Source organism: Flavicella sp. (genome assembly GCF_029238425.1).
In the GTDB taxonomy this organism is placed as follows: Bacteria; Bacteroidota; Bacteroidia; order Flavobacteriales; family Flavobacteriaceae; genus Flavicella.
The window spans coordinates 62414-83334 of record NZ_JAQWGB010000067.1 but is presented as its reverse complement, the minus strand read 5'-3'; the positions used below and the strand labels follow the sequence as shown (position 1 = coordinate 83334).

At 31.4% G+C, this 20921-nt stretch carries 14 protein-coding genes and 1 pseudogene; 9 read left to right on the top strand and 6 right to left on the bottom strand.

Translation table 11 applies throughout. From position 1 onward, the window contains the following. From P8H68_RS04705 to P8H68_RS04675, 7 genes are all read left to right on the top strand, one after another. Window positions 1-565 (top strand): T9SS type A sorting domain-containing protein (locus P8H68_RS04705; protein WP_300322227.1); only part of this gene is annotated, 565 nt, incomplete at its 5' end. Window positions 566-626: 61 nt separating this feature from the next. Next, window positions 627-1892 carry a family 16 glycosylhydrolase gene (locus tag P8H68_RS04700; protein ID WP_300322225.1) on the top strand — a complete coding sequence of 422 codons (1266 nt, stop codon included), beginning with the start codon at window positions 627-629 and terminating at the stop codon, window positions 1890-1892. A gap of 184 nt (window positions 1893-2076) precedes the next feature. After that, window positions 2077-3060 carry a T9SS type A sorting domain-containing protein gene (locus P8H68_RS04695; RefSeq protein WP_300322223.1) on the top strand — a complete coding sequence of 328 codons (984 nt, stop codon included), beginning with the start codon at window positions 2077-2079 and terminating at the stop codon, window positions 3058-3060. A gap of 351 nt (window positions 3061-3411) precedes the next feature. Next, window positions 3412-6408 (top strand): glycoside hydrolase family 2 TIM barrel-domain containing protein, encoded by a 2997-nt coding sequence (locus P8H68_RS04690; protein ID WP_300322221.1) that lies wholly within the window; start codon window positions 3412-3414, stop codon window positions 6406-6408. Window positions 6409-6705: 297 nt separating this feature from the next. Beyond that, entirely contained in the window at window positions 6706-7782 is a 1077-nt protein-coding gene (locus P8H68_RS04685; protein WP_300322219.1) for a glycoside hydrolase family protein, read from the top strand. A 53-nt stretch (window positions 7783-7835) separates the two neighbouring features. Then, entirely contained in the window at window positions 7836-9431 is a 1596-nt protein-coding gene (locus P8H68_RS04680) for a T9SS type A sorting domain-containing protein (RefSeq protein WP_300322217.1), read from the top strand. Window positions 9432-10070: 639 nt separating this feature from the next. After that, window positions 10071-12731 (top strand): T9SS type A sorting domain-containing protein, encoded by a 2661-nt coding sequence (locus tag P8H68_RS04675; RefSeq protein WP_300322216.1) that lies wholly within the window; start codon window positions 10071-10073, stop codon window positions 12729-12731. A gap of 203 nt (window positions 12732-12934) precedes the next feature. Here P8H68_RS04675 and P8H68_RS04670 read toward each other — a convergent pair whose 3' ends face one another. From P8H68_RS04670 to rhaD, 6 genes and pseudogenes are all read right to left on the bottom strand, one after another. After that, the gene (locus P8H68_RS04670) at window positions 12935-13108 is read right to left on the bottom strand and encodes a hypothetical protein (protein WP_300322214.1); all 174 of its coding nucleotides are present in this window, start codon (window positions 13106-13108) and stop codon (window positions 12935-12937) included. 5 nt (window positions 13109-13113) lie between these two features. Further along, complete coding sequence (locus tag P8H68_RS04665) at window positions 13114-13239, bottom strand: hypothetical protein (RefSeq protein WP_300322212.1); 126 nt, start codon at window positions 13237-13239, stop codon at window positions 13114-13116. Window positions 13240-13635: 396 nt separating this feature from the next. Further along, a pseudogene (locus P8H68_RS04660) lies at window positions 13636-13764 on the bottom strand (fructose-bisphosphatase class I); the annotation flags it as partial. A gap of 166 nt (window positions 13765-13930) precedes the next feature. Further along, a complete protein-coding gene (locus tag P8H68_RS04655; protein ID WP_300322211.1) occupies window positions 13931-15247 on the bottom strand; it encodes an FGGY family carbohydrate kinase in 1317 nt (438 codons plus the stop codon). Between the two features lie 130 nt (window positions 15248-15377). After that, a complete protein-coding gene (locus tag P8H68_RS04650; protein WP_300322209.1) occupies window positions 15378-17165 on the bottom strand; it encodes an L-fucose isomerase in 1788 nt (595 codons plus the stop codon). Window positions 17166-17185: 20 nt separating this feature from the next. Then, a complete protein-coding gene (gene rhaD, locus P8H68_RS04645) occupies window positions 17186-17980 on the bottom strand; it encodes a rhamnulose-1-phosphate aldolase (RefSeq protein WP_300322207.1) in 795 nt (264 codons plus the stop codon). A gap of 101 nt (window positions 17981-18081) precedes the next feature. On the opposite strand from rhaD, the gene P8H68_RS04640 reads away from it, so the two are divergent. Continuing rightward, a complete protein-coding gene (locus tag P8H68_RS04640; protein WP_300322205.1) occupies window positions 18082-18978 on the top strand; it encodes an AraC family transcriptional regulator in 897 nt (298 codons plus the stop codon). Between the two features lie 468 nt (window positions 18979-19446). Beyond that, window positions 19447-20886 (top strand): aldehyde dehydrogenase, encoded by a 1440-nt coding sequence (gene aldA, locus P8H68_RS04635; protein WP_300322203.1) that lies wholly within the window; start codon window positions 19447-19449, stop codon window positions 20884-20886. Window positions 20887-20921: the final 35 nt, after the last annotated feature.

The window sequence follows — 20921 nt, the reverse complement described above, 5'->3', positions numbered from 1 at the left end:
TCCTGTTGATGCTAGTAATTTTACCTCTGCAGATGGGGTTTTTGAAAATGACACAACTTATTTAGTTGTTCTTAGAAAAACATCAGGTCATGTTTTAGTTGGTATTTATAAAGAAGGAGATGCAGTACCCTCAAGTTATTTTTCAGAGGATGCAAATTGGATATCAAGAACAAATTCAACTACTTCAGTCGATATAGATACTTTTGTTTTTCACTGTACGTCGGGTAATGTATATATAGATGAGTTTATTATGGGAGATACATTTAATGATGTGGTAACTGCATCTGGGGTGCTAGGGCTTTCTTCAAAAGAGTATATACAAGATTTTCAAATGTATCCAAATCCAGCAACAGATATAGTGACAATCAACACATCAAAAATTTCATCAAAAAACCTAACTATCAAAATCTGTGATTTAAGAGGTAAAAATATTTATACGAAAAGAGTTGAGGATAGAAATGATGATGTTGTAAGTCTAGCAGTGTCTTCTTTTTCAAAAGGGGTATATATTGTGCAAATAGAAGGAGAGAATGTTATTCAAACTAGTAAGTTATTAGTAAAATAAAATTGTTTTATAAAAAAACTATTACACAAAATATTTCTTAATAAAAACTAAAAATTTAAAAATGAATTATAAATTTCTATTACTAATATCCATCACTTCAGTCGTGTTATCAAATGGGTATTCTCAAGTGAAAAAAGTAGGTGATTCTATTGATCTTTCCAATTGGAAACTAGTATGGAATGATGAATTTGACTATGATGATGATGAATTAGATGCTAATTGGGTTTCTCAAAATGGTCCGAGTTGGCATATTGCATCTAGTAGGTGGAGAGAAAATGCAGTTGTAAAAGATGATGTTTTAGCTTTAGTGAATAGAAAAGAAGAACGTGGCGGGCAATCTTGGACATCAGGAAATATTTGGACAAAAAAGAAATTCAAATACGGTTATTTTGAATGTCGTTATAAATATGCAGCTGCTAGCGCAACAAATAATTCTTTTTGGTTGATGACTCAAGGTGTAGATCCTAAAGTAGGTAAACGTTTTGAAATAGATATAAATGAAGGACATTTTCCAAATGAAGTCAATACCAATATCCATAACTGGGGAGATGTAGTCGTTGGTGCAGATGGGAAAAAAAAACATGATTCATTTAGTAAAAGTTTTTCTTATGGAATCGAACCTTATTACTCGTTACCACTTGAGATTCCAATTAATACACGTAAACTACGTTTAAAATCAAAGAACAAGAGTCATTTTCATCTTCGTGAATTTAGGGTTTATAATGATACAAATGGAAATTACCCAGATCCACTTTCAAGTACAGCCGATAAAGACGTTCCTGGTTTGATTAATTACGTTAGAAATAAAGATGTGTCAATAACTTCGAGTGGTAATTATAATAATTCTACGAGACCTCAGTATGTTGCTGATGGATCTATAAATTCTAGTTGGATTACCCAAAAGAGTGGTGAAAAATGGATTGAGTTTGAATGGGATGATGAGATTACGGTAGGTTGTATTCAATTTGTGAATGGTTGGAAATCAAAAGGGCATTGGAATGATTTAATGACTGATTATATTGTTCAATACTTTGATGGGGTAAGTTGGGTTGATATTTCTACTATGAATGTAGAAGAAGATACTAATTTTTCAGAAGATTATCATACTTATGGATTAGAGTGGGATGAGAATCAAATTACATTCTTTTTTGATGGAAAAGTAATTAGAACAACTAAAAATGAATTTAGTTTTAGTGAAAGTCCAATTTGGTTGAGTTTGGCAATTATTTCTTGGTCGGGTGATATTACAGAAGAAATAGATGGTACAAGTATGAAAGTAGATTATGTTCGCTATTACAAACCTAGAAAGAATAATATTATTAATTGAAAAAGATGGTAACTGTAAAATTCCTTAATTTTCAGTAGTCATTTGATTTTAAAAGGTTTATTGTTTTCTGTAAGTTGAATAATTGGCTTTTGAAATTCTATGAAAAATAATTCATCTTTTTTAAATTGTTGGGATAAGACAGTTTAGCAAATATTAAAATTAAAAATTATTAAGATCAAAAATTATGAAACAGACATTGCTATTATTCTTTATGATAATTTCTAAATTTTCAAATGCACAACCACCTTACTATGGAACTATTTTTATAGACCCGGACATTATTACTTCTTCAGATCCTTCTTCAATTCAAAGCACTACCTATAGTGGTCAGGGTATGGTTGAAATGTTTGACCGAAGAGTTAATAACTGGGTAACTGTTAATGCATATTTATTTGATGTAATTTGGGATGATGGTCTTACAAGCATAGCTCAAATAAATCCCGAATTTGGCTCAGTTGCAAATGCAACAATTGAAGCTGAAAAGTATGCATTTCTTATAGGTCAACTACCAAAAATACTAAGAGAAAATGTTAATGAAATATGGGTTCATCAAGGTGTTGAGCTCTTTGGTGGTGCAAGTAACGCTATTTTAATTCATACAGGTCAAACTATTAATTATGAGAATAGTGGAATCCTCGAAGAAACATTAGTACATGAGGCAAGCCATACTTCTCTTGATGCTATATATAGTGCTTCAGAAGGTTGGTTAAGTGCTCAAAATGAAGATGATAAATTTATCTCTACTTATGCACTAGATAATCCGACAAGAGAAGATATTGCTGAAAGTTTTTTATCATGGTTGATGGTACGATATCGCCAAAATAATATATCAACATTAGACTTTAACAATATAACTCAAACCATACCAAACAGATTGAACTATTTTGACTTGCAAAATTTCGATTTATCTCCTTTTCAAAGTGCAGTTCTAAGCAGAGATAATGTTGAGTTAGAAAAGATGATAATTTATCCAAATCCAGCATCTGAAATAATAGAAATTAAACTAAATGACTTAAGAGAAGAAGACATAAAAATTTATACTGTTTTAGGTCAAGATTTAACCCATTTTACTTCTTACAATAGTAATAGATTGAATATATCTAAATTACCTAAAGGACATTACATTCTAAAAGTTAAAACTTTTTCTAAAAAAGTATATAAAAATTAGCAGTTTTGGTGCTGAAACTAAAGTATAATCATAAAATAAAGTTCTTGTTAAACTGAAAAATTAGTGTTTGTAATTCGCTGTTTTTTATATGTAATACCGTTATTGTATAAAATGTTATAACAAATCTTAATGATATTTATTGTGAGTACACTCACAAATACATCTTTTTACTTGCTTAAGTAGTAAATGATGAGAATAAAAACACTTATGGTATAATTTGGAAGTTTTAAGTCTATTTTTTTTAGTATAAATATTAATATGCCTTAAAAGAAATAAAGTTTAATTGTAAAACTTAAGTGTTAATAATAAGACAATTTTTTTTCATCCTATTATCAAACTAAAATATAATTAATGAAATATATATATATAATTATTACTTGTTTATCCATGATGGCTTGTGATTTTGAAAAAAAATCTATGGAGCTATTAGGTGAAGAAAACATTCTATTAAAAAATAATTGGAAGTTTAATGTCTTAAAAGGTGATGGTTCAAATTACTTAAATGTGCATAAAGAAATAAGTGATGTAATTATTGATAACAGTAATAAGGAGAAAGTAATAATAAACGGAAAATGGAGTACAAGCGTTGAAAAAAGAGATGGTGTCCAATATTTTGGGGATGATTATTTGGTTTTTCCAAAAGATAAGGATACGACTTCTTTTGTTCGATTTAAACCAGGTATAGAAACTTTAGGGTACCGTGAAGTGTTTGTATACTATCCTTTTGGAATGTATTCTCAGGTATCAGTATGTGTAAAGCATTCGAAAGGAATTGATTATAGAACACTAAATCAAAGAGTGAAAAGTGGAGAGTGGTTGAGTTTAGGTATTTTTAAATTTGATAATATTTCAGATTCATATATAGAAATAAAATCTAATTTAGGCGTTGTAGTTGATGCAGTTATGTTACGTCCAATCATAATTTCAGAAAACGAAGAGCTAGCTAGAAAACAGGTTTATTTGAAAGATTTTAATGATTCAAGCTGGGAGAACATTCAGGTACCTGGACATTGGGGAATGATTAATAAATATAGTAATTATACAGGTAAAGGTTGGTATAGGAATACCTTTAACGTACCTCTTGATTGGAAAAAGGATTCAAAAGAAAAATTCAGTCTTAAATTCGATGGTGTTTATCACATTGCAAGAGTATTCCTTAACGGTGAATACATTGGAATGAATAGAGGAGGTTTTGTCCCTTTTGAGTTTGATGTAACTAAAAAGATTAATTTTAATGAAGAAAATACTTTAGCTATCGAAGTTGATAATAATATTCAGGTGGGAGCTACTTGGAATTGGGGAGGTATTATCAGAGATGTGAATTTAGTTAGAAATAATGATATTCGAATTATTAATCAGTATATACATGCTGAGCCAAATTTAGATTCTGGGGATGCTAGTATTACGTTAAAAATTATATTGGAAAACAAATCCGATAAATCTAGATTAGTAAATATCTCTTCTGAAGTAATTGATTACACAAGTTTATTATCACTTAGTAAACAGGTGGTGATTGAGCCTTATTCTAATAAAGTGGTTAATTTACAAGCAAAATTAGCGTCAAAAAATGTTAAATTATGGCATTTTGATACACCAAATTTATATAAAATAGAAACAAGTATTTATCATGATGATAATCTATTACATAAATTGACTGATCAATTTGGAATTCGAAAAGTTGAGGTCAATAAATCCCAATTATTACTGAATGGTGAGCCTGTTAGGTTGGCTGGATTAAATAGAGTAAGTGATCATCGGTATTGGGGTACTTCAGAACCAATTGATTTAATAATCAAGGATGTTGAATTAATGAAGAATGCTGGTGTCAATTTTACAAGAATAATGCATGGAACACAGAACAAAAAGCTAATTGAAGAGTGTGACAAAAAAGGAATATTAATATTTGAAGAGATAAATGTTAGAGACCTAGAAAATCCTGAATTTACCGCGCCAGATTATCCATTAGTTAAAGAATGGCTACGTAAGATGATTAAACGTGATCATAATCATCCCTCTATAGTCGGTTGGAGTGTTGGAAATGAGTTAAGTAATCATTTCGAGTATACTAAAGATATAATTAGTTATGTGAAAGAAGAATTAGACCCTCATCGTTTAGTTACTTGTGTAAGCAACACTGGTCATTTAAAAAATGTTAATGCAGAGAATGATCCAATTACATTTTGTGATATTATAATGCAAAATTGCTATCATAAAACACCTGAAATGATGATAGAAAAGATCAGTAAACGTTGGCCAAATAAACCTATTTTTTTTTCTGAGTTTGGTATAAAAAAGTTTAATTCTACTTCTTTAGATGAGGATCTTCCAGAGTTAAATGAGTGGTATAATTTTATTAGAGAGAAGAATTCACATGTAATCGGGGCTTCTTTGTGGACATTTAATGATTATCGCAGTGCTTACATTGAAACTAATGCTGAAGAAAATCGTACATGGGGTATTGTAAATACATGGCGACAAAAAAGACGGTTGTATAGTCGTATGCAAAAAGAAAATAGTCCAATTAAAGAATTGGTGATTAATGAACTGGATACAGTTTCAAACTCTGCGATAATAAATATTGTAACAAAACGATTAACTGATTATCCAGCATATAAATTGAGTAAACATAATTTAAGATGGAAGCTTTATAACAAAAATGAAGAAACTATAGAAAAAGGAAGATTGGAATTGCCAACATTATTTCCTGGTGATAAATGGTCGGGAAGTTTACTAGGAAAAATGACATTTGAAAATGTTTCGTTTATAGAGGTTAAGATCTTTTCCCCAGGTGGGTATGTTAGAGCGTCTAACATAATTTATTTAAAAAAACCTAAGTCCCCTAGGATAAAAGAAATAATATCTGGAGATAACAAGGTAAGAGTTCATTTTGATAAAGTATATGACGCTGAAGAGTATTTTGTAAGATGTTTTTATAATAGTGTTAAATTATTTGACTCCAAAAAAACAATTATGGATTACATTGACATAGGAAATTTAGAAAATTATAAAAAATACAAGTTTCAAGTTTTGTCCAGTAATAAAAGTGGAGAAAGTATTCCTTCTGAGGAGATGTCAGCAATTCCTAGTGGTCAAAATTTACCTCCAGTTATTTGGGAGTCATTTATCGATAAAAAGAAACTTGTAATTGGCTATTCTTCCGAAACTAATGACAATTATTATATAGTTAAATATGGTGAAAGTAAAGAAAAATTAGATAAAGTATTTAAATCAAATGTAAAAGGAATGATGACAATTGATTTAGAAAATTTTTCAACTTGTTTTTTTAAAATGAAAGCTGTAAAAGGTGAATTAGAAACGGGATGGTCTGAAGTGATAGATTTAAAATAAATTTATTTTAAATGGAAAAAACAATAATAACTCATCACATGATAAATTGTTTTGGTATCATAATAATTCTGGTGCCCTTAGATTTGGTAAATGGAAATTATATAAGTATAAAATAATCTTAGACTTTTTAATCTTGATGTAGATATAGCTGAGAAAAAAGATTTGGCAAAAATACATCCTGAAATTAAGGAGAAACTATTAACAGATTTTAACGCTTTCAAAAATAAAATGCCTCCTGTTTTAAATCAAGATGCAAGAAATAAACGAGCTAAAAATTAAAATTAAATCATTTTTAACATGAAAAAAAATATATTTTTTATTGGAATTATAGTATTGATAATCTTTGCTTGTTCAAATTATAAGGATAGTAACAGTTATGTCTTTAACTTAGATAAAGTTCCACTTAATGCTAAGTTTATTGATAATGATTGGTATATATGGGGAGGTAGTGTCGTTGAAAAAGATGGTAAATATCATATGTTCTATAGTAGATGGCCAAAAAAATTCCATTTTAATGCTTGGTTAACTTATTCAGAAGTTGCTCATGCGGTCTCGGATTCACCTTTTGGACCTTTTAGACATAAAGACATAGCATTACCATCTCGAGATCCTAAATTATGGGATGGGTATAACACACATAACCCAACTGTTAAAGAGTTTGATGGGAAGTATTATATTTATTATACAGGGAACACAGGAAATCGAAAAGTAAAAGAAAAAAGTTACAATTGGGAGCATAGAAATAATCAAAGAATTGGTGTTGCTGTAGCAAATCATCCGAATGGTCCTTGGAAAAGGTTTGACCAACCGCTTATAGATGTATCGAATGATTCAACCGCACATGATGCATTAATGTTGGCTAATCCTTCAGTGACAAGACATCCTGATGGGAGGTATGTATTAGTTTATAAATGCGTTGGTAAAAAAAGAAAACTACCTAATGGTGGTCCGGTTGTTCATATGGTAGCATTTTCTGACTCTCCAACTGGTCCCTTTACTAAACATCCGGACCCTATCTTTACTGCAAAGGGTAATGAATTTCCTGCTGAAGATCCGTATATATGGACACAGGATGGTAAAATGTTTGCTATAGTAAAAGACTTTAAGGGAACATTTACAAAAAAGGGACAATCGTTAGCTTTATTCGAGTCTAAAAATGGTATAGAATGGGATCTTAGTCAAAATCCATTGGTATCAACTGTAAAAATTGAATGGGAGAATAGAACGCAAAAAGTAAAACATCTTGAAAGACCTCAACTTTTTTTTAAAAATGGTAAGCCATATTCTTTGATGTGTGCTTCAGATACCTTAGATGTTAATGGTGTTTTGCAATCTTTTAATGTACAAATACCTGTGTCCTTTGAAAAAAAATAGAGGCGCTTTTATTAAGATAATTTTAATTTTTTATGAGAATTAATATGTATAAAATGAATATAGAAAATATTAAAAAACTAATTTGTAATCCGTTATTTTTAAGTCTGTATTTCTTTGTGATTATTAATGGATATAGTCAAGTTCCTGCTAATTATGTTTTAATGTATGAAGAGGAGTTTAATAATAATATTTTAAATGAAAATGAATGGTATTACAGAGATCAAGACGAATTAGTTCATGGTGGTTATAATCAAATGGAAAATGTTTCTGTTGAAACTACTGATGGTATAGGGTATTTAAAAATACAATATAATCAATGGGATGTCAATGAAGACGGAGTTGATGATATTGTTGGTGGAGGGATTATGACCAAAAAAGCGTTTGGTTATGGTTACTATGAGGCGAAAATTAAATTTTATGATGATTCTAAAGGGTTTCATCAATCTTTTTGGTCTCTAGGTTTAGGAACATGGCTTAGTTACTCTGATAAATATACTTATAATGAAGATGGAAAGAATGATTTGGTCCCTCGGGTTAATTCAACACTGGAAATTGACGGGATTGAATTAGACTCTGATCATAATACAGCTGGATCAAATTTTCATTGGCATCGACCTGTACTAGATACTCCTATTGGTAGCCATGGTAGCTATGACTTTAGTTATTTAGATACGTCTTCGTGGATTGTAGTATCTTACGAATGGAAACCTGGTACTATTATTTATTATATTAATGGTATTGAACGTCATCGTTTTAATTATAACGATGACCGTTATGCTCCACAAGAAGTATGGTTAACAGGTTTAGCTAATAATACTAGTTATTTTGGAGGTGGTGGTATTCCTTTACCTGGAGCGAATATGAAAGTTGATTATTTTAGGTACTATAATAGACCTGTAAATACAAATTTAATAGGTAATAATAGCTTTGAATTGAATAATGCTAATAGTAGATTCCCTTATAATTGGGTTGAAGATGATGGTGTTTATGACAATTCTTATTTTGATCCTAGTAAAGTTGTTTATGATGAAACTGCATATCAAGGTAATGGATATCTTATGCATGAAAGTCAAACCTCTTCAAACGGTATAACAACAAAGAGTATTTTAGAAGGGATTCCCAATGGAAAATACAAATTAAGTGCTTGGGTTCAAAGTTCAGGAGGGTTACAAACTGCTAAAATGGATGTTTTTTCCCCTGGAGGTATTGGAATGAGTATTGAGATTCCAAATACTAATGTGTGGACACAAATTATAATTGATGATATTCTAATTGTTTCAAACAAAGCTGAAATACACTTTACTTCGAATGGTAGCAATGGACAATGGGTAAAGATTGATAATGTGAGTTTTGTTGAATCAGCTGCTCTTAATACTCAAGATTTTGATAGGGTCATTAATAGTTTTAAGCTTTATCCTAATCCTGTAAAAGATGTTTTAAATTTTGAAATTTCTCTAAACAATAAAGAAAAAATAGATGTTTCCATATTTAGTATTGAAGGAAATTGTGTTTTAAAAAAAATGATAAATGGGGATTTAGGTGTTAATTTGTTAGGCATTAATACGGACAATTTTTCTCCTGGAGTATATATTATAAGAATAAAATTCAAATCAGAATCAATATCCCGTAAAATAATAATCAAACCCTAATAAGTGTAATAATTTATATATTATTAGGTTTTAGATATTTGGTATTAATTGTTTTCTGAAACTAATTGTTCAAAAAAGGTAAAAATGTAAGCTAGTTGTGTAGTTAGTTACATTGATAAATAATTTAAATATACTAGGTGTCAACTTACTGTTGAATTTTGTAAAATATAACTTAAATAATATTCAATGAATAAAATACTGACAATTTCACTATTCGCAAGCATCCCCCTTCCCGCCGGTGGCATCGGCTTTTTATACTTTTAGCAAAATAGCATTTAAAAAAACACACCAAACAAAAATGATAATCCGGCTTTCTAAAAGGCATACTAGTTTGTTTGGCTTTGATTTTTTTAAAATGAAGTGAAAGCTCTAAAACCATAAAAAGCATGGTATTTTCTTTTTTGAAAAAAATAAAAAACAAAAAAATATTCTCTCAATAATATGATAGAACACAGGAAGTAATCACCACATTTTTTTACAATGTAAAATATAATAAAATCACCTAAATAGTGTCGTTTACAATTGTTTTTCATCCATAAACGATACCTTTTGTATTAATATAACCAGTTGAAGTAGCTGTAAAGTACAGAACTTCATGAAAATAACTCTTTAATTTGAATTTTAACTGCCCACTTTATTATGAAAAATAACCACCTCTTTTTAGTAATTTTAGCAATATTTATATCTTTTTATTATTTAAACAAAATCGATATAGATAACTTAGATAATAATTACCCAATCACTAATCATGATCATGAGGAAGAAAATCCTGATAAGGATGCAGAATGGACTCCCGAACAAGCAAGTAGACATCAAAGAATTTTAGAGAAACTATCTGTAAAATCCAAAAACTTCAAAAAAGCTCAAAAACTCAATAGAGATAACTCTAACTATACTTATGCCAATGGAACTTTAAATGGGGATTGGATTCATAGAGGTCCGAAAAATATGCCAGGAGCATTTAAATTTGCTGAAATGCTAGATAATACAGATGTTATTTATGGTGTTACGCACAATCATTATGCAGGAGAATACAATTCTAAATCCTATATTTTTAAAGGAACTGTATATAATCCCACGACAGGAACTGGAGGTGATGATTTTGTGTTATTGACAGCAAACTGGCCTAATCGATATAAGAACCTTCATGCTCTTGATGTCAATGGAACAATTCGTTTGGTTGCTCACATAGAAAATGGTCCTTTATACTATTCAGATGATGATGGAAGCACATGGACACTCTCTTCTGGCTTGCCTTCCTCAAATACTAGTACAATAATGAATAGACAAGATAGTAACAGTCTTTATGCTACAGACGGAATAGCTGTTTATAAGTCTATTGATTATGGTGTTAGTTTTACAGAAATTCAAAACTTCGGGAGTTCGGAAAATTCTTCGTTGTACACACCTAGACACACCAACCAACCTAATGCTAATGTAGTTTATTTAGCTAGAAATGGATCTTTTTATACGTTTAATGGTACAACATTCACTTTAACTGGAACATATAGTACAACGCATGGCAATAAAGCCTTTAGTATTGGAGGAGATTCAAGAAAACTATACGTAACCGAAAATAGTAAATATTGGGTGTCTAGTGATCAAGGAAATAGTTGGACTGAAAAATTTCCACACGGAAATTATTACGGAAAGATAGATGGTAAAATGTCTGCAGGAAGATTCCTGGCTGTTAATCCAGAAAATGAAGAAATCGTTTTAGGAGGCTATGCCATTCCAATTGTTTCAATTGATGGTCTTGATAATGTAATAACTGATCATTCTGGTTGGTGGGGTTATCAAAACGGAACAAGTTTGTCCGCAGATGATTATTATAATAGAATTCGCTTTAATTATCATCCAGACTTCCAATCTTCTCATTTTTTTTATAACAGTAGCGGAAATCTTTTATCAGTTAGATGCTCAGATGGAGGACTATTTGTATCTTATAAAGAATGGTTTGATTTCCCTAATCAAGGTGATGGTCCCGATAATTCTGGAAATGCAAATGCACATTATATTAATATCAATGTCCTTAATACTATAAATCCTTTAATTTATAGAGGGAATTTGTTCACAGGAATTAATAATCCTAATCACATTATATACAGTACACAAGACCAGGGTTCAGGATCTGTTATCCTAGAAACAGAAGGAGATGGTTTACTTGACTTTTATCAGAGTATAGGTGGTGATGGCCCGCCTTTAGATAGTTATGATGGAGAATCTGTTTGGAGATGGCAAAGACAAGGTTCTATTGTGTATGCTCCTGTCTCTATGTATGATGGAAGTACATTAAGAACAGCTGCTCAGATAAAAAACAAATCAAATTCTAGCCCTACTGTTAATTTTACTCAATCTACAAATATGGGATGGGTACAAACAGTAATAGACCACAATCAACCAGATAAAAATGTTTGGATCTTATCTAAAAACTTAAACAGAGCTTCATGGGATGGAACTTCTATAACTGGACATACCATTAATGTTGGTACAAATCAAGTAGCTGCTCTCGCTCAAGGTTGGTCAAATCCAGATAAATTATTTATGCTGCAAGATGGTAAAATATTCATATCTAATGATAGAGGAGATAATTTTGGGACTGGAATATCTACTCCTTTTAGCATGGTTTCAAATTATGGTGGAATGGGCGATATTGGAAGTGGAGTTGTTTTGCCAAATGATGATGATTGGGTTTTGTTTTGTGGTCCAAGTACTAATAATGTTGGGTCTATATTATCTAAAGATGGAGGAACTTCTTGGGTAGATGTAACAGGGGATTTTCCTGCGGATAGTGACGCCCAGACTGGAGGAATGATTGTTACTCCTGACAGTAAGTTTGTTTTTTCAGGAACGGATATTGGCCCTTATGTATTTGATGTAGCAGCAGAAACATGGTATTCAATAGCAGACGGAATTGGTTTCTTTAACGCCATGGATGTTGATTACATTTCTTCTATAAATACTGTTCGTTTTGGATCTTGGGGTTCAGGTATATTAGACTTTAAAATAGAAGATACCCACCTTTCTACAAGCCCAGATGTTATTGATGATACTATGATAACAATCTTTCCAAACCCAGCGGAAGATTACTTATATATTAAATCTAATATTCCTGGTGTTCAAAATGTAAAAATAACTCTTTTTAATATAAATGGAAAAGAAGTATATAACAATGAAAACACTTTAACCCAAAGTACAAAACATGGAATAAACATATCTAATTTATCTCCTGGGGTGTATACTGCAAAAATTGTTCTTAACAGGAATCATATAATTACAAAGAAAATACTTAAAAAATAAACTTCTTTTAGTTGTTTTTTTTAAAATTGAAGGAATAACTATTGACAACAAAGTGTATAATTTATTAAGTCATTGGCTTGTGATTATTTACCAACTTGTTTATAGAATCACTCGTAACAATCATATACAAACACGTTGAGTATTAAGTTAAACTGGAGAAAACAGAAAAGAGATTCTAAATAATTAGGATCTCTTTTCTTTGTTTAGTTTTTAAATTTCTTCACTATGTATTTCATCAAGCAAGAAACTACAAAACTAACTACAACACCAATAATTGCCGTCACAACCGTAAAGGCAATATCATGAAGGCTAATATTGAATACTGCAGCGAATATGATACCTCCTAAGATTTCAGATTTTAAGTGAAGATTTTCCATTTTTTTTAGATTTTATTTGACACAACTTCTTGGCTAACTACCGTAGTTATAGTTTCTGAAATTGCTAAATAAATAGCCGCACTAATAATGGCAGCACTTGCAGTCGCCAATGCAATTCCTATATTTCTCAATCTTCTAAAAATCGTGGTGTAGTACTGGAAATCCTTTCTTGTAGTTTCATAATAAATATATTTTTAGTTTTTTTATTGTCCTAGCATTAGCAGTCGAGCGTCGATACTTTGAAGTTGTTGTAAAAACAAAATCTGTTTGAACGAAGTGAGTTATTTTGTTTTAGACTTCAAGAAGTAATCAGACCGTCGAAAATGCGAGACTTGATCTTTTGTTATAAGCCTGTGCTGAACTCGTTTCAGTATTTTGTATCAAGACAAAATGAAAAGAACAACATAAAGAGTTAAAAATACCAGCACATTACAGCTTGCTCTATTCGTACCTCATTCCACAACTCCAAAGAGATTTCATTCTCCGTCTTTATTTTTAGGTCGCTGAGCCTGTCGAAGTGCAGAACCTCCAAACAAATCAATAAGTCCTGCTTTATTCACTTCATGATTTACCATTTTTGCAGCTAATCTCAAAGCATTTAATAAACTCGATAATTCACCACTTGAGTATGGGAATGAAGACTGGTTTTCTATAATAAATTCACCTAAAGTTGAAGTATTATGTTATTCATTTTAATAAGTATTAAGTTGGATTGACTATTGTTTGAATAGTCTAAGGAAAAAAGGTTCTATATTAAATTCACATTAATAAAAAATAATTTATCAATGTGAATTTTATGAGACGGGAAAATAATTAACCCATTTATTTCTTGAAATATTTCTTCATTAACAATGCTGCTCCAAGAGCACTTTCATTTTTACAATCGGAAATTTTTATTGTAATATTTTCTTTAAGCAATGTTAGGAAGTTAATAAACATTTCATTTTTATTAAACCCTCCAGAAATGAATACATTTGAAAAAGTAGCATTTTCATCAGAAATCAAATCTAAACCAGCAACGACCTTTTTTGAAATTTCATAAACTAATTGATAATATGCAGTTTCATAAGAAAGGAATTTTTGTAAATATTCATTATGTGCTTCAAAATCTGTATCAATGCCTTCTGAAAGAAAAACTTGAGCATTTTGATCTATCATCTCTAAGCATAAAGTCTTATTTAACTCTAAATCTAGATGTCTGTCAATACTAACGTTAAAATAATCACTTAGACTCTTTAAGTATACCTCATGAATTCTACCTAAAAACTGCATAGAAGATTTCACTTGTTGTTTTTCAGGAGTCATAAAACATAAACAATTATGTTTTAGTTGATGCTGTGTTAATGTTTCTTTGCTAAAAGGGTTCATCGCAATAATCCAAGTTCCAGTAGAAAGCAACACAAAATCTTTGTTTTTTTCTTGTTCTAGAATTGGTATTATAGAAGATGAGCTGTCGTGAAGACCAGTTCCAATGGCTATCTCTTCTCCGTTTACGTCAACAATTGTTGCCTCATTCCCTTTGCATGGTTCAGGTAAATTAATATTCTCTTCACTCAACCATTTATGGTATTGCATTGTATCAAAATCCCAGGTAGCTGTATGTGCTCCTACAGAAGTAAAATCTGCAGTTATTTTATTTGAAAACAAATAACTTAAGTACTGCGGGTAATGAAGTATGGAAGCAACTTGTTTCCATAATTTAGGCTTACTCTTTTTGATAGAGAGCATCTGTAATCCTGTATTTAACATCCCGTAAGCTGGAGAAGCCGTTTTTCTAGAAAACTCATCTACTCCTTCGTTTGAATTATAGAGACCATCGAATTCCTTTAAATCTAATGGTTTCAAGTAATTGTACAAAGGCATTATTCTTTCTCCTTCTTTATTCAAATAGACTAAAGAGGCCCCATGAGTAGAAAAATTGATTGCTTTAATTCTAAACTTACCTATAGTTTGAATCTCTTCAATTTGATTTTTTATCCAGTTCTCAATAGAATTTATATCATCACATGGAAATCCATCTTCATCTGTTATTTCTTTAAACTGAATAGAGTTTTGAGAAACCACATTAAAACCTTCATCAAATAAAAATATTTTTTTATTCGTTTTTCCTATATCTATAACTGCGATTACATTTATCATAGTTTTGTATTGGTTTTTCATTGAGAGACACTTCTTTTAACTAATGCTAGTTAAAAGAAGTATATACTCAATATTAAAAAATGATAGTAATTAATTTGCTAGGTCAAAATTTAACCAAGCACAATTATTTTTATTCTTTGAAACCGTATAACGGTCCGTAAGTTTTACAAGCTCTATAATCAGCTCCTTCAAGGCTTTCACCAAAAGCAGACCAAGCACTAGGTCTAAATACATCTTCCTCGGCAACATTATGCATGTTTACTGGAATACGTAATTGAGCAGCTAAAGAAATTAAATCTGCACCAATATGACCATGAGAAATAGCACCGTGATTAGCACCCCATTTCGCCATTACTGTATATGTGTCTTTAAAGCATCCTGATCCTGTAAGTCTTGGAACAAACCAAGTTGTTGGCCAAGTTGGATTCGTTCTCTCATCTAATACTGTATGAATATCTTCAGGTAATTCTACACTCCACCCTTCAACAATTTGAAGTACTGGGCCGATACCTTTAACTAAATTTAAGCGACACATTGTAAGTGGCATAGTTCCTTTAGTTTTAAACTGAGAAGAGAAACCTCCTCCTCTAAAGTATTCGCCTATGGCAGCTGGCCATTTTGTGTTGTCTAAACATTTTTGAGCTTCTTCTTCAGATATATCCCAGAAAGGTTTCATTGTTGGATTACCATCTGCATCAGATTGTTGAGCTGTTGCATCTAAACTAGTAGAACCAGAATTGATCAAATGAATGATTCCATTTTCTGCAATTCCTGATAATTTTTTACCTGTTACTCTTTCAACAGAATCTGGACTCCAATATGTACGTACATCTGAGAACAACTGTGCTTTACCAGTTAATAAATGTCCGAACAACATAGAAATTGCATTCAAACAATCGTTTTCTGTTGCAAACATGTATGCCTGACGAATTCCATTCCAGTCAAATGATGAGTTTAAGATAGATTCAGTATAATCTGCATTTGGTTGGTAGTCTGTCCATTGACGTTGTCCTTGGAAACCTCCCATAATTGCATTTCTACCTTTTGCCTCTTCACCGAATCCCATTTCTTTTAGCTTAGGGTTTCCGATCATTAAATCTCTACAGATCAAAGTCATTTTCACAACTTTTTCCCATTCTGCTTCTTTTACTTCAGCAGATTTTTGAGCCTCAGGACTGTTATAGTCTTTCCCTTCGATACAGTTTTCTTTCGTCCAAGCTAATGCTTTTACATATTCTTCTTTATCGTAAATTCCTTCATCGATACGTCTTAATATTTCAACAGACTCTACAAATTCAGCTCTTACACCTAAAAAGTCTTGTAAAAAGTTTACATCAACCATAGAACCTGCGATTCCCATTGAGCTATATCCGATAGAAAGGTAAGATTTACCATTCATTTGAGCTACAGCTAATGCCGATTTTGTAAAACGTAATAATTTTTCTTCAACATCTGCAGGTATAGATAAATCTCCCGCATCTTGAACTTCTTTACCATAGATACCAAATGCTGGCAATCCTTTTTGAGAATATCCTGCAAGCGCAGCAGCTAAATATACAGCTCCTGGTCGCTCAGTTCCATTGAATCCCCAAACTGCTTTAGGAATTGTTGGATCTGTATCCATAACTTCAGTACCGTAACACCAACATGGAGTAACTGTTAAAGAAACTTCAACACCTTCTCTTTTGAATTTATCAGCACAAGCAGCAGCATCTGCTACTCCTCCAATAGTTGTATCAGCAATAACACATTCCACTTTTTCTCCACTAGGGAAGCGTAAAGTTTCTTCAATTAATTTTGCTGCGGCTTTCGCCATATCCATACATTGCTCTTCCAATGATTCTCTTACTCCAGCTTCACGACCATCGATCACTGGGCGAATTCCTACTTTCGGTAATCTACCTATAAGTCTATTCATGATGATTTATTTTTTTTGGTTTATGTAAATTGCTCTAGCTCTACCAATTGTTCGTTAGACAAACCAGCTGGTTTAAAACCTGCTGCCCAACACATCATTAGTAACTTGGCACCTTTATTTGCTACATCTAAGAAATCCCATGCTTTTTCAACATCAGGAGCCGTTGCAGTTGCACCGTGCTTTTCCCATAATGATACGTTTCTGGTCTTGAAAGCTTCAATAGTTACTTTTGCTAAATCAGCAGTACTAGATAAAGCGTATGGAGTACAGTGAATTCCTTTAGGTACAAATACTTTTACCTCAGGACACATCATCCAAATTTGTCTATTTAATTCTTCTTCGTTATCAAACAATTCGTGATGACTCATGCAAATCAATTCTAGTGGATGTGTATGAACGACCGCTAAATTCTCTGGATGATGAATTGAATTAAATAAATGAATACTAGCATGTGAAATTAACTCACAAGTAGGTCCAAAGTTTTCACGCTTTCCACCCCATACAATTGAGTACGCAGTAGCAGCTTCGTTTATGTAAAGAATACAAGAAACTCCTTCTAAGTTATCTACTAAATCTCTTAAATAGCATCCTGTACCTGTTATGTATATAATAAACCCACCTGCTTCTTTTGGAAAGTCAAAAGGAATCTCTTCACCAATACCTTCAACATCTTCTTTTTTGAAAAACGATGTTAAATTCATTGAAATGTTACCTGCATTTCTTTCGGCCCATTCTCTTTGCCATAAGTATCCAGCTACTTTAGATACTTTTTCTAATTCTGTTTGTACCTCTAATGGAAGTTTTAAAGTTTTCATATATCTTGTATAAAATTGATAGTACAAATTTACACTCGTTTTGTGTATTTATAAATATTTAAAATTTGTATTTTTGTATCTAATTTAAACATCCTTGAAAAATGAAATTTGTAAAAGACATTGAACTAGGAGATCCTTCTTCAAATAAACAGAACTTTGTAGATATAAAATTAAAGTTACTTTGTTGTAGATATTGGTTGATAGATATATGGGATTGTCATGATATGGTTTTTCCATTTTGGAGGATATACTGGAATAGAAATGAAGGGGGGCAGTTGATTCATCAAGATAATGTTTTTGATATGGATCCTAATTGCATATATATAATTCCACCTTTTACCTCTTTTTCTTCCCGCTTCAAAAAAAATCACATTTATAGTAAAGGTATACATGTATCAGGTAAACATCTTACAGGAAACTTAAATGAAGATGAGGTTGAATCCCAACTAATTCATTTTTTTACCCACTTTAAACTAGGAGTCCCTTTCGATAATGTGTATCCAGGAATTCTAAAGGTTGAATTAACAGAATATTTAAAAGAAAGGTTGATATATCTCACAGGGATACTAAAAATAGAAAACAAAGATTTTAAATTGACCTTTAACTTAAAGCTTCAAGCTTTCATTAAAGAAGCATTGACAAATATTGGTCCTGAATTATGGAAAGCTATAAATATCGACGAAAGAGTTTTAAAAGTAATTCGATTTATAGAAGCGAATATAAATGAAAAACTTAGCAATACAGATCTTGCAGATATTATCAACATGGCTCCAAATTCATTTGCTAGGTTGTTTAAAGAGGAGATGAATACTACTTTACATAACTTCATTCAAATGAGAAAAATTGCAAAATCATGTGAGTTATTCGAGCATACAAATAAAACTATTGAAGAAGTTGCTGAAGATTTAGGGTTCTCTGATAGATATCATTTTTCTAGAGTATTTAAATCAGTAACTGGCCTTACCCCTGCCTATTACAAGTCAGGAAGATATACATAAATCAACTTTAAAACACAGGATGTTTAAATTGTATATAAAATACAATCTTAGGGTTGAAAGTATTCTTTCGATAAACTAAGATAGTATTCTTTGAGACATCCTGTTTTCTTACATTGTTAACCTCTTTGGCGCTTGCGAAATCCCTTTATATATTAGGGTTTTAAAACTCATGTGTTTGCTGGCTGATTGGGTTGGTTTAGTGTTTACATAGATGTGTCTTCCAAATTCAAAAGAAAATTGTACAAGTTAATATGTATAGAGCGTTGATGTAAAAGAATAAATGTTTATATTGTACATGTCATTGATTGATATGGATAAAAATATAAGCCTAGTTATCTCTTAATTTTGTCATGCAATGTTACACTAAGAGAAGTTGTTTTTAAAATAATTTTTTTTCTTTTATTACCGGGTATCATAGAAGCCTATTCAATAGTAATTCATTAATCACAAATAACAACAAGACTTATCATGAAAGAATTCAATCAATATATAAACGGAAGGTTTGTAAAATCTACTTCTACTGAAGTAACAAAAGTAATTAACCCTTGTACTGAAGAAGTTTTATCATTAATACCAAAAGGATCTGTCGTTGATGCAAATAATGCGTTAGATGCAGCTCAAGCTTCACAGAAAGGTTGGAGATCTCTTCCTGCAATTGAAAGAGCTAACTATTTAAACAAGATGGCAAGTATAATTCGTGAGAATAGAGTTTTTCTTGCTGAAACATTAGCTGATGAACAAGCTAAAGTAATTGGATTAGCTCAAGTTGAAATTGATGTTACTGCTGATTATTTTGATTATAACGCTGGATGGGCAAGAAGAATTGAAGGAGAAATTATTCAAAGCGATCGTCAAAAAGAACATATCTTTTTACACAAATCACCGATTGGTGTTGCTGTAGGTATATTACCTTGGAATTTCCCGTTTTTTGTAATGGCACGTAAAGTAGCTCCTTCTTTAGTTACTGGAAATACATGTGTTATTAAGCCAAGTTGTGTTGCACCTAATACAGTAATGGAATTTGTTAAATTAATTGAAAATATAGAATTACCTGCAGGAGTTTTGAACTTTGTCTTAGGTTCTGGTCCCGTAGTTGGAAATGCACTTACTAAAAGTCCAATTACAGGTATTGTAAGTTTGACAGGAAGTGTTTTCGCTGGGCAAAAAATTATGGAAGCTGCTTCTCAAAATATTACAAAGGTTTCTTTGGAATTAGGAGGAAAAGCACCTGCTATTGTTTGTGCTGATGCTAATTTAGATTTAGCTGTTAATGCAATTGTATCATCTAAAGTAATCTTTAGTGGACAAGTTTGTAACTGCGCTGAACGTGTGTATGTTGAAGAGTCTATTCATGATGAATTTATGGAGAGAGTTGCTAAGAAAATGTCTGAAGTTAAAGTTGAAGACGCTTTTTCTGGTAATAATCCAGATATGAGTAGTATGGTTTCTAAAGACCAAATGGAAAAAGTTGCTGAAATGGTTGAATTTGCTAAAAAAGAGGGTGCCGAAGTTGTTGTTGGTGGAACTCGTTCTAGCCAGTTTGATAAAGGATTCTTTTATCAGCCAACATTATTGACAAATGTAAAACAAAACATGCAAATTATTCAGGAAGAGGTTTTTGGACCAGTTTTACCTGTAATGAAGTTTAATACATTAGATGAAGCAATTGCTTTAGCTAATGATTCAGAGTTTGGATTGACATCTTCTATCTTCTCTGAGAACTTTAATAAAGTAATGCATGCTTCTCAAGAATTAGACTTTGGAGAAACATATATCAATAGAGAGCATTTTGAAGCAATTCAAGGTTTCCATGCGGGATGGAAAAAATCTGGATTAGGTGGTGCTGATGGTAAACATGGTATGCAAGAATATTTGCAAACTAAAGTAGTATACGCGCAGTATAAATAGAATTTTTCTAGAATAAACATATGGCACTGTTGGTT